The 12988-nt window shown below is 42.8% G+C and carries 6 protein-coding genes; all 6 read right to left on the bottom strand.

Going from position 1 to position 12988, the window contains the following annotated elements:
* Positions 1 to 14 precede the first annotated feature (14 nt).
* On the bottom strand, positions 15 to 3446 hold the full coding sequence (locus JGK20_RS00545; protein WP_293228828.1) for an amino acid adenylation domain-containing protein: 3432 nt from the start codon (positions 3444 to 3446) through the stop codon (positions 15 to 17).
* A 73-nt stretch (positions 3447 to 3519) separates the two neighbouring features.
* Positions 3520 to 4029 (bottom strand): hypothetical protein, encoded by a 510-nt coding sequence (locus JGK20_RS00540; RefSeq protein WP_293228825.1) that lies wholly within the window; start codon positions 4027 to 4029, stop codon positions 3520 to 3522.
* Complete coding sequence (locus JGK20_RS00535; protein WP_293228822.1) at positions 3948 to 4265, bottom strand: acyl-CoA dehydrogenase family protein; 318 nt, start codon at positions 4263 to 4265, stop codon at positions 3948 to 3950. Before JGK20_RS00535 ends, JGK20_RS00540 begins: the two co-directional genes overlap by 82 nt.
* 51 nt (positions 4266 to 4316) lie before the next feature.
* Positions 4317 to 4568: a phosphopantetheine-binding protein gene (locus JGK20_RS00530; RefSeq protein WP_293228819.1), complete on the bottom strand. Its 252-nt coding sequence runs from the start codon at positions 4566 to 4568 to the stop codon at positions 4317 to 4319.
* 93 nt (positions 4569 to 4661) lie between these two features.
* Complete coding sequence (locus tag JGK20_RS00525; RefSeq protein WP_293228816.1) at positions 4662 to 9371, bottom strand: type I polyketide synthase; 4710 nt, start codon at positions 9369 to 9371, stop codon at positions 4662 to 4664.
* A 97-nt stretch (positions 9372 to 9468) separates the two neighbouring features.
* Positions 9469 to 12942, bottom strand: coding sequence for an amino acid adenylation domain-containing protein (locus tag JGK20_RS00520; RefSeq protein ID WP_293228813.1), 3474 nt, complete (start codon positions 12940 to 12942; stop codon positions 9469 to 9471).
* Positions 12943 to 12988: the final 46 nt, after the last annotated feature.

Below are 12988 nucleotides of genomic sequence, written 5' to 3'. Positions count from 1 at the left end.
AAAGTTCATTGATATTACCGCTTCCTAGCTTGTTTAAACAGTTCTTTTTGTCGGGCAACCGCTTCTTCCTGCTTTCTGACATAGCTATTAACTTCTCTAAACATCGGTTGCTCCCCATCCTGTTTTCGACTCAAATATTCCGCCAACATCTTTATAGTAGGATACTTAAATAAGTCAATCGCAGAAATATCTCGATCGAACACCTCAAGCAATTTTGCTTGAACTTTGACCAAAAGTAAAGAATGCCCGCCAATTTCAAAAAAATTATCATTAATCCCCACTTTTTCCAATTGCAATATCTCTTGCCAAACCTCAGCAATCAGTCGCTCTGCTTTAGTTTTAGGCATCGCGTAATCCCGTTTCAAATCCCGGCGATTTTCCGGTACTGGTAGGGCGAGATAGTCTACTTTACCGTTAGGTGTTAAAGGTAATGCCTCCAACTGTACGACAACTGATGGAACCATGTAATCCGGTAACTTTTCTGCTACAAAACTGTGTAGTTCTAGGCTTATATTATCTGAGACAATATAAGCAACTAAGCGTTTGTTATCTACTTCATCTTCTCTGAGAAAAACCACAGCTTGCTTGACGGCTGGATGTTGGTTTAGTACATTTTCAACCTCCCCTAATTCAATGCGAAAACCGCGAAGTTTGATTTGGCGATCGCTACGTCCCAAATACTCGATTTCCCCATTGAATCGATAACGACCGATGTCGCCACTTCGATAAAGATAAGCGCCATCTTCACTGCTAAACGAATTGGGAATAAACTTTTCTGCTGTTAGTTCTGGGCGATTGAGATAGCCTCGCGCTAAACCATCGCCGCCAATACATAGTTCGCCCGGAACGCCGATCGGAACGGGTTGCAGGTGCGCGTCCAGCACGTATACTTGCATATTGGAAATGGGACGACCGATCGGAATTGAAGAAAGAGATTGGTTTTTGCTCGTGTCGTACCAAGTCACATCTGCGGATACTTCGGAGGAACCATAAAGGTTAATTAAAATACTTTGAGGCATCCTTTCTTGGAAGCGCTGACATAGTTCCACGGATAAAGTTTCTCCACTGCTAACCCAATACTTGAGTTTGGGAATTCTGCTTTGTAAATCTGGAAAAGTTTCTAATAAGACGCGCAACAATGATGGCACTAAAACAAGGCGCGTAACCTGTTGCTGAGATAAAGTTTGAACTAACCGATAAGGGTCTTTTACTATTTCATCGGCAATGATGACAGTTCGCAGTCCGTGCAGCAATGGGGCAAAAATTTCCCAAACTGAATCTATAAAATTTAATGATGTTTTCTGACAGCAAATCTCTCCCTTTTCAAAAGGATAAGGATTCCAATTCAAGCGATTGACCGCGCTGCGATGGCGACCGAGTACGCCTTTGGGTGTCCCGGTAGAACCTGAAGTGTAGAGGACGTAGGCGAGGCGATCGGACAATTTTGGATTTTGGATTTTGCGGAAAGTCGGCATCTTGGCGGTTCCCGTCACGATGCTGACCTGTCCAAGACAGGATTTTGGATTAGAGATCGTGTCCCATTCGCGATCGAAATAAACAACTACTGGAGTTACGTTTGCACTCAAAGCTGGTAGTTTTTTAATTAAAGTTTCGCGAGTTAATAATACTGACACTTGAGCATCAGATAATATGAAAGCCAGACGCTCTTTGGGATATGCTGGATCTAACGGTACGTAAGCTCCACCAGCCTTGAGAATGCCTAAAAGTCCGACTACCATTTCGATTGATCGCTCTACACAAATCCCTACCAAAACTTCCGATCGCACTCCTAATTCTCTCAGATAATCCGCCAATCGATCGGCTTGTCGATCTAATTCTTGATACGTTAGCTGTCTATCTTCAAATACGATCGCCACAGCATCTGGCGTTTTTTCAACTTGCGCTTCAAATAGCTGGTGAATACAAGCATCTTTGGGGTAATCTGTTTGAGTACAATTCCAATCTAACAACTGCTGTTTTTCAGATGATGTTAATAGCGGTAATTCATTCACTCGCCGATCGGGATTGGCGACAATTCCTGCCAGTAACTGCTGGAAATGCTCGATCGTTCTGGCGATCGTAGCTGCCTCGAATATGTCGGTATTATATTCTATAGTTCCGATCGATTCCTCTCCTCTTTCTTCGATATACAAACTCAAATCGAATTTCGCAGTACCGCTATTGCTCTCCAGACTGCTCACTGTCAACCCCGATAACTCTAACGCTGACATTGGAGTATTTTGAAGTGTGAACATCACCTGAAATAGTGGAGTGTAACTCAAAGAGCGTTGCGGTTGCAGTGTCTCTACCAACTTTTCAAATGGCACATCGCAATGAGCATATGCTCCTATGCACACTTGACGTACTCGACTTAACAATTCCCGAAAAGTAGGATTGCCAGATAAGTCAGTTCGCAGCACTAAAGTATTGACAAAACAACCAATTAATTGTTCTATTTCGCTCATGTTGCGATTAGCAACGGGGGAACCGATCGCGACATCTTCAATTCCCGTGTAGCGATACAACAAAATTTTGAAAGCGGCTAACAATGTCATGAAAAAAGTCGCATCTTCGTTCTGACTTAGCGCCTTGAGTGCTTTAGTTAATTCCGCCGTCAGAGAGAAGGTTTTCCTCGTACCTCGGTAGGTTTGTACGGCCGATCGAAGATAATCTGCGGGTAATTGTAGTACGGGAGGAGTGTTACCTAACTGCTGCTTCCAATAAGCAATTTGTGTTTCCAGCCCCTCTCCTTTTAGGGACTGTTGCTGCCATAAAGCAAAGTCGGCATACTGGATTGGTAGTTCGCTAAGAGGGGATGATTTGCTGTTGGAAAATGCTTCGTAAAGTGCAGCCAATTCGCGCATCATTACACCATAAGACCAGCCATCACAAATAATGTGGTGCATGGTGACTAGCAGTACGTAATCTTGTTGGCTAATTTGTAACAGCGTCCAACGCAATAATGGCCCTTGAGCTAGGTCAAAGAGGGATTGGCTTTGTTCGATCACAATTCGCTGGATTTGGTTTTTTTGTTCTGATAAAGGCAAGTCGTCGGATAAATTGACTGTTGGTAACTTTAGAGTTAACGATGGAGAAATGATTTGGACTGGTTGTCCTTCCATCATTTTGAAAGTAGTTCGCAGGGATTCATGGCGTTGCACGATCTCGTTGAGGCTGCGCTCTAGTGCTGGTACATTAAGCAAACCTTTGAGTTGTATTGCTGCGTGTTCGTTGTAAGAAGGATTGGTGCGATCGATTTGTTGAAGTAACCACAGCCTTTGTTGAGGAAAGGATAGCGGTGCAGGGTCGGTACTCGATCGTCTGGGAATCAGGTTCATGGGGGAATCAGACTGAATTTTACCCCGCAAGCGTTGGGAAAGAAGTGCTTGTTTGCTGGCGGAAAGTTGATGGCGTCTTGCTAGTATTTGTTCTTTGTTTATGTCCATTTTTTGAGAATCTCCTGGTAGACTTTTTTGATCGCCGATGATTGCAGATAAATGCAGATGAATGTTGATTTTTCTAATTGATGATTTCGATGTTCATATACTTGGGGTAAGGTTGAATTGTTTGTAGATCGTTTTCGAGAATTACCAGAGCGCCGTTATTATCGATTTCTGGGAAGCCGGAAAATTTATAAGAGATGTACATCATCCGATTTCGATTGTTTGAAAGGAATTCTGCACGCAATCGAACGTTATTGTCTTTAGCGAGTTCGAGCAGATAATTTAGCATAACTGTCCCGACACCTCTAAACATGACGCGACAAGACATCAGGAATAGTTTTATAGTCCAAAAGCTGTCGGAGTATTCGAGGAGAGCTAAGCCGATTTTCCCATAATTTTCATACTTATCATTAATATAAAGGACTTCAGGAAGGGAAAAATTTACTTCTTCTAGTTCAAAAATTTTGTCGTCAACGAAAGCGATCGTATCCGTACCGATATTAATTAGCTTAGCAACTTCTTTAATCGAATAAACCTTAGAATCCCAATAGAATGAACTGTTAGCAAACACCTGAGCGAAGAACATCCCCGTCCGATTTCCTCGTTTAGGAGACCGTAGGCGATCGCATCCATGCCAATACCGCCCCATTCTTCGGGTAATAGGGCTCCTAAATATCCTTTTTGAGGTAACTTTTGGATGACTTCGGGCGGCGTTCTTTCTTCGCGATCGATGCGATCGGCATGAGGAAATACTTCTTCATCTACGAAAGCTTTGAAAGTGGATTGCTCGTTTTTTTGCTGAGAGTTTAATTCTAGTTTCATCGTATCACTTAATCCCTTCAAATGTCAATATTTTCAAATCAAATTTATTGTTCAATCTCTCGCCAGTACGATATTTTTCCGTTCTAGTAACGCCGTCATAGAGTTGATACTCCTGAAGTTGGAAAATTCTAGGTCTTCGTTTTCAATCGTCACTTCAAACTCTTTTTCTATAAACAACACCAATTGCATGGTAAACATGGAATCGACGAACCCCAAAGCAAAGATGTCTTCATCATCCTGCAAGTCACGATCGCCGAAAAACTGAGAAATGAATTTTTTGATTTTGTCTTTAGCTGCTTTCATGTTCTGTAATTTCTAATGACTAATGATTGTAGGTATAGAAACCTTTTCTGTTTTTTCGCCCGTGCAATCTAGCATCTACCATTTTTTATAGTATTAACTGCTGCTGGGACTAATTGCTACAAGATCGCGAGCTTCATTATTTTCTGTTAACTGTTCTAATTCCCCGATGATTATTTCTTCAATAACTAAAGCTAATTCAGCTACAGATGGTGACTGAAAAAGGGAAGGAATAGATAGTTCTACCTGGAAGTCTTGGCGAAGCCGAGAAATTAACTGAATCCCGATCAAAGAGTTACCGCCTAAGTCGAAAAAGCTGTCATTTATGCCTGCGCGATCGATTCCCAGCAACTCTTGATAAATGCCAGCTATTCTGTACTCAGTATCATTGCTAGGTGAAACATAGGCAGTTTTTAAGTTAGGTCGCGAGTGAATTGATTCGGCGCGAGACTTCTGTGATTTTTCCACTAAACTGGTTAACTCAAAATCCTCGTCCTGCTCAATTACAGCCTGGAGATTTCGCGTTGATACCACTACTTGAGGGAGTTGACAAGAGAGAATGTGACCTAACGCCTCTATACCCTCTTGAAACGTTATGCCGTATTGCTCTCGCATTTGCTTAAAGCTAGCTTGCATCTCTGGCTCAGATGACAGCAGTGCATCTTGCCAGCTATCCCATTGCCACCAATCCCAATTAATTGAGACAGTAGGCACTTGATGCCTCGAAAAATTGTAATGAGCAAAGGCATCAAGAAAAGCATTAGCGGCGCAGTAATCTACCTGACCAAATCTACCGTAAACTGAAATGATTGAAGAAAAGAAAACCAAAAAATCTAGCTTTATATCCTTCAATACAGCATTTAATACCAGTGTTCCCTTCATCTTAGGCTCAAGAACACTGTTCGCCAATTCGGTCGTTTTCAGTTGAACAAGACCTGCACCTGGAACTCCGGCTGCATGAATTACTCCATGAATATCCCCGAAGCGATCGCATACTGCCTTAACCATCCCTTGCATTTGTTCTAGGTTGGCAACATCTGCTTTGATAACGAGAACTTCTGCACCCAATTCTTCTAGAAGCTGAACTTTCTTGATTTTTGTACTCAGTAGATTTTGCTCATCACCGCTTAATAAACATTGCTCCCACTCAGCTTTCGGCGGTAATCCCGAACGTCCAATTAGCACCAACTTGGCTTGAGTTGTCTTTGCCAAATGTTCGGCGATCGCCAGTCCAATTCCACCCAATCCACCTGTGATAATATAAACTCCTCCTTGCCGTAACTTAGCTGTGCGTAAGGTTTTATCTTTCACTGGTAGCGGCTCAAAGCACTGCACCCATCGACGATTCCCGCGATACGCTATGACCGGCTCAGATAGCTCGACAGCTAATTCTGCTAGGAGTCGATCTATCAGTTGTTGCCATTGCTTAGTACCCGATCGGGGAACAGTAATATCAATGCTGCGACAGGTGATATTTGAATATTCCTCGGGAATAACTTTACATGGGCCTAAAAGAGTTGCCTTTTCTGGGTACAACTCGTCTTCGTCAGTTAACTCCTGTAGATTATTGGATACGACAACGATTTGGAGAGACTCAGTAAGATTTTGTTCTCCCAGTGCCTGGGCCAGAAAAAGCAGACTGTAGAAGCTAAAAACTTGAGTCTGTTCTAAATCTTCAAGTGTTGAGTGTATGCGATCGTTCGATGTTATGTTCCACAGATGAGCGATGGTTTTGGGAATTTTCTTTAAATCACCAAGGGCTTTTATTAGAGCGTTATAGTCATCTCTATTTTGAGGTTCGATCGTGTATTCCCGCTCTCCGATATGGCTAAATTTATCTCCCATCCTCACAACTATTACATCTTGATTCTCCCTTTCTAGTCGTTCTACAATTTCCGCTCCTACACCGCAAGGATCGATAAACACCAGCCAGCATTGCTTTTGAGCTATTAATTTACTTGGTTCAAAAGATCCAGGTGGTGCAACTTGTTTCCAGGAAGGAGTGTAAAACCAGTCGGCAATGTCAAGCTTTTGTTCTAGGGCTGCTTGGTTCAGATTGAGATTTTGGGTATTTTTGGGAGGTTCAATCCAGTAACGCTGACGCTCAAAGGGATAAGTCGGCAAGGGGATGCGATCGCGGGATTCATTGGCATAAAATCCAAACCAATTAATTTGAAGTCCTGATAGCCACAACTTTCCCATTGTGTTGAGTAAAAATGCTAAATCGGGTTGTTGATTATAGGCATCGCGTAGGGAGGGTAACGCGACTTTATCCGCGATCGCCACATTTTCTAAACACTGTTGTGCCAAGCTGCACAACGTCTGTCCCGGCCCTACTTCTAAGAGAATTGGTTTGTATTTTTTCCACAACTCTTGCATCCCATCAGCAAATAATACGGGTTGACACAAATGCTGAGTCCAATAATTAGGATCGGTAGCAAGTTCTGCGGTAATCCAAGTTCCGGTGACGTTTGATATATAAGGAATTTTGAGTGGCTGAAAATTGATGGTTTTGACTAATTCCGTGAAGTCAGAAGCGATCGCTTCCATCATGGAAGAATGAAACGCATGGGATGTCTGTAAAGGCCGACAGGCTAATCCTTTTGCTGTTAGCTGAGATGCTAATTCATCGATCGCATCTATCGTTCCAGCAATGACACACAGTTTCGATCCATTGATTGCTGATAAGGACAAATTTTCACTCAGGAAGGGACGAACTTCTGCTTCTGAAAGGGGGACAGCTAGCATTCCGCCATTAGGCAAATTCTGAATCATTTGTGCTCTTTTGGCAACCAGAGTCAGAGCATCTTCTAAAGACAATACCTCGGCTAAAGTTGCCGCGACATATTCACCAATACTGTAGCCGATCATTGCCGCCGGACGAATTCCCCAGGAAATCCATAACTGAGCCAAGGCATACTCAATGACAAAAACAGCGGGTTGGGTGAGACAAGTTTGATTTAGTTTTTTACTGGTTTCATCGGTGGTTTCTTGCTGACCACGACCCAGCATTTTACGCAAATCAAAGCTCGATTGAGCGGTCGAATTAGGTTGTTGGGAACTGTTTGCAGTTTGGTTCCGATTGGGATAGATAATATCTCTTAAATCAAGACCGAGCAGAGGTTTGAGTAGTTCGCAGCAGTGATCGACGATTTTTTGAAATGTTGGCTCATTTTGGTAAAGTTCCCAGGCCATATTGACATAATGAGTTCCCATACCGGTGAACATAAAAGCGACTGGTTTTGCACTTGTTTCTTCAATGTTGCTGAGAACTCGTTTAGGGTCTTGGAGTGCAGCGATCGCGTCTTCAATGTTTTGGCAAACAACAGTCCGTCGATAATCAAATTCTCTACGACCAATTTGCAAGGTGTAAGCAACATCAGGCAAGTTAAGGTCAGGATGTTGCTTTAGATATTCAGTCAAATTGACTGTTGCTGTCTCTAAAGCTGAATTAGTCTTGGCAGATAACATTAGTAATTGCCAAGGCCGGGAGGTGGTTGAAGCCTGAATAGGTGGCGCTTCTTCCAAAATTACGTGAGCATTTGTGCCGCCAAAACCGAAGGAACTGACTCCAGCACGACGAGGTGTATCGTTGGCTTTCCATTCAGAAAGTGTAGTGTTAACGTAAAAGGGGCTATTCTCAAAATCAATCTGAGGATTGGGTGTCTCGAAATTTAGCGTGGGTGGCAGCAATTTGCGATCGAGGGATAGAGCTGTTTTAATTAAGCTTGCGATCCCGGCTGCTGCGTCTAAATGCCCGATATTGGTTTTGACTGAGCCAATAGCACAAGATGTTTTTTTATTATTAGGAAATGCTTGTTTTAACCCTGCCATTTCAATCGGGTCTCCCAAGGTGGTTCCAGTGCCATGAGTTTCTATATAGGTGATGGTTTCTGGCTCCACTTCCGCCATGATTTGAGCAGCGCGAATGACTTTTGCTTGAGCTTCTTCGCTGGGTGCTGTGTAGCTAACTTTGACGGCACCATCATTATTGATAGCGGAACCTTTAATAACGGCGTAAATGTAGTCGCGATCGGCGATCGCATCTTCGAGTCGCTTGAGAACAACAACACCAATACCGTTCCCACCAATTGTCCCATTTGCACGAGCATCAAAGGCGAAACAATGCCCATCAGGAGAAATACCCTCTGGGCAAAGAGTTGCTTCATTTTGGGGGGCTTTAACTGAAACACCGGCAGCCAAAGCTATGTCACAATCGCCACCTAATAAACTTTGATAGGCTAAATGAACTGCAACTAATGAACTAGAACAGGCTGTTCCGACACTCAAACTGGGGCCTTTTAGATTTAATTTATAGGAGACGCGGGTGGGTACGTAATCTTTATCAGATGCAAGTAGGATGGGAAAATATCCGAGAGTTTTATCCAGATTATTAGGTAAGAGGTTATAAAGTAAGTATGTACTTCTCCCGACTCCCGCGTAAACTCCGATTGGTCTTTCTTCTCTTTCAGAGTCATACCCAGCATCTTCAAGTGCCTCCCAAGCACACTCTAAAAAAAGGCGATGTTGCGGGTCCATAATTTCGGCTTCTCTGGGATTAAAACCAAAAAAGGAGGCATCGAACAGTTCAATATCTTCTAGTAAAGCCGCTGCTTTTAATTCTTTTTTAGTCCCGTTTGGATCTATCTCTAATTCTTGATTTGCATCTTTGTTATTCGGCAAAATTGAAATAAATTCTAATCCATTTATCAGGTTTTGCCAAAAAATATCAACATTTTTGCTTCCTGGAAAACGTCCTGAAATACCTATTAATGCTACTTCTAGTCCAGTCGATTCAGACATCATATTTATTCCATGAAGAATTTGTAATTTTTGCTTAGCTCGCTCTAGATTAGCATATCTTTTGATACTTACAATTGCTAATCCTATTTCTTTGCACAACTCAAACTATAACGTTGTTTTTTGATTTTTTCAACCTTTGTTTTAGGCGACTTTTTCCTGTTTCTAGTTGCTTGCCTAACTCACTGATTTTTAGCGGTGGCGACACGGCTTGTCGATCTAGAATTAAGTATTTAGCTAGAGAACGAATTGTTGGATACTTAAATAAATCAACTAAATTTATACATTCTACCTCCTCATTGGATAAAATATTTCTGAGTTTGCTGTAAACTTGTGTGATTAATAATGAGTTTCCACCAATTTCAAAAAAGTTACTATTTACTCCTACTTTTTCTAAGTTCAATACAGTCTGCCAAACTGTAGCAATAGTTTGCTCAATATCGTTTTGGGGTGCTATATAAGCAACTTCTAATTCTTGAAGCACAACGTCGGTCGTAGGCAGCGCACGGCGGTCTACTTTCCCATTCGCCGACAGCGGTAAACCTTCCAGAAATATGAAAGCTGATGGCATCATATACTCTGGCAGCCGATCGCGCAGGAAACGCCGTAGTTCATCAGAGGAAATTGCTTCGTGAGGAATCACGTAAGCCACGATGCGTTTGTCACTCAACTGTTTACCCGCTACCGAAACTATTGCCTTACGCACAGCAGGATGCTGCACGAGCATCGTCTCAATTTCTCCTAACTCAATGCGATACCCACCAATTTTTACTTGAAAGTCTTCCCGTCCTAAAAACTCAATATTTCCATCAGGTAGATAACGACCCAAATCACCTGTCCGATACAATCTTTCGCCCGTCTGAGGATGAGTAATAAAACTAATCGCAGTTTTAGCTTCCTCCCGCCAGTAACCCATAGCCAAGCCAATTCCTCCGATGTAAAGTTGCCCTGGAACCCACACAGGACACGGTTCTAGCGACTCATTGAGTACATAGAAATGCTGGGATGCCATTGGACAACCATAGGGAATACTCTTCCAAGCCCGATCGACTGCTTTAATCGGATAAAGAATAGACCAAATGGATGCCTCAGTAGCACCTCCCAAGCTGATGACTTGAACACCTTTAACCAAGTCTTTAATTTGAGTCGGCAAGGTTAGCGGCAACCAATCTCCACTGAGCAAAACTAAACGCAAATTTACCAGGACTTGAGGGTTATTCGCAGCATAGTCCACCATCATCTGCATTAAAGCAGGCACTGAGTTCCAGATGGTAATGTTGTGCTGCACTATCAATTGAGTCCAGTGGGCTGGTTCCCGATCGCACGAGGCTTTGGGAATAACAATCGTTCCGACCGCAGCCAAGGTGCCAAAAATATCGTAAACCGACAAGTCAAAACTAAGGGAAGACAGAGCCAACACGCAGTCAGTTGAGTTAACGCCGAAGCGTCGATTGATATCAATAATGGTGTTGACAGCACCACGATGGTTAATCATCACCCCTTTCGGAACACCTGTAGAACCGGAGGTGTAGATCAGGTAAGCTAAATCATCGGGTGTCTGGACTGGCTCGATCGGCTCTTTACTCTCATCCGTTAGCTCTTGGTTATCTAGGCACAGCGACACAACCCCTTCTGGCCAAGAAATTTGCTCATTAAGCCAAGATTGGGTTAAAACAATATCAACCTCGCTATTTTTTAATAGATATTCCCTTCGCTCTTGAGGTAAACCTGGATCGATGGGAACGTAGGCAGATCCAGAAGCTAAAATGCCTACAACTGCGACAATTTGCTCCCACCCTTTCTCCATCACCACAGCTACCAGTTTGTTTGGAGTTGCCCCCAATGACCGAAGCTTATGACCCACCTGATTCGATCGCTCGAATAATTCCTGATAAGTTAATGTTCGTTCAGATGAAATCACCGCAACTTCATTTCCTCTATCCCGAACTTGCGCGGCAAATAAACTATGCAGTAGATCGTCGGAAATCGGCGCATCTGTAGAATTAATCGCATTTCTTTGCGCTAATTGCGTCGGAGGTAAAAGTTGCCGATTCGTTTCTATCCATGCTGATTCAGAAGTAGCAAGTTGCTTGAGAAAACAGCAATAAGCCTCAAACATATCTGCAATTAGACCTTCAGGGAATAGTTCCTCCACCACATCCCAGTTAAAGGTCAATTCGTCCTTTTCCTCCCAAACTTGGACATCCATCCAAGCCTGAGATGCTTGGCTGATACCGTAGACCATTTCTCCAAAATGACTGAAGGTCGAAGTTTCTTGACCGAGCGAACCTAAACCGAGGGTGCTGGTGAAAACAACAGGTATAGCGCTGGGAGCTGTACCTTTCCTGCGGCCTAGTTCCCGCGTTACGCGCACTCCACTAAAGTAGCGGTGTTCTAAATCTTGCCACAATTGTTTCTGAAGGCGAATCGCGCGATCGCGGAAAGATTCGACAACCGAATTATCGACCGCTAACAGCGTTACGGAAGTAAAATCTCCCAACAAATCGTTGACTTGGGGATGCAGGGGTAAGCGATTAAATAAGGCAAGATTAATCGTAAATTGAGGATTCTTGCTCCAAAGTGTAATAATTTCGGCAAAAGCGGCTAATAGGATGCCGGAAGGGGTTAAACCAGCTTGAGAAACTCGCTGTTTTAATTGTTTCCAGTCGGCTGATTCGAGTCGGCTTTCGTAACGTTTGCTCTGATGTTTTTTGAGTTCTTTAGGATTTTTGGCGAGGGGTAAGTCGGGGGCAGGAGGTAGGCTATCTAAACGGCTCAACCAATATTCCTGCGATCGTCTATATAATTCCGTATCTTCCAAAGCTTGTTCTGCCAAAACATAATCCCGAAATGTTATTTCCAACGGTGGCAATATCGCATCAGGTTCTTGATACAGTTGAAACCACTCATCAAATAAACGAAACAAGCTCCAAGCATCAAACACTTGTAAATCGTAGCTAATATGCAGCCGAACTATATCCCCATTTAACTGCGTTGCTCTAAACTCAAACAAAGGCCATTTGTCAGCCGGTAAAACTTGATGAGATAAGCGATCTCGAATTGCTTCAATTTCAGATATTACAACTTCTTTCTCCTGTCCCCTCAGATCCAAAATCTCCATTTGATATATAGGAACTTGTTTGAGAACTTGTTGCTGACCATCTGGCAATACTATTGCCCTCAGCATATCGTGGCGATCGATTAATTTTGGCAACGCCTCGTTTAATCTTTCCAAGTCTAAGCCGTGACATTCAATCTCGTAGTAACCATGATTGGCAACATTTCCTAAGTCTAATACCCCACTACGTCCTACCCAAAATGCGTGCTGCATATCAGTCAAGGGGAAAGGTTCATAGCGCAAGTCTGGTGCTGGTTTAATTATTGGTAAAGAAGTAGAACTAGCACTCATGCTGTTCTGGCGCAATAACAGGATAAGTTCTGCTTTATGTTCAATCAATGAATTACGCAATTCGGGAGTAATTGCTCCTTTTGGCGCATCAATTTCTAGCGAATTTCCATTGCTAGAAAGTTTTACGCCTTGGTTAGATAAAGTGTTTAAAAGTAAATGTAGATTCATATTTTTAGCTTGAAGTTAGTAGAGCACCAATTGACGATCATTTATT

It is taken from the genome of Microcoleus sp. PH2017_05_CCC_O_A (genome assembly GCF_020738785.1).
In the GTDB taxonomy this organism is placed as follows: Bacteria; Cyanobacteriota; Cyanobacteriia; order Cyanobacteriales; family Microcoleaceae; genus Microcoleus.
This window is presented reverse-complemented; position numbering and strand designations above follow the sequence as displayed.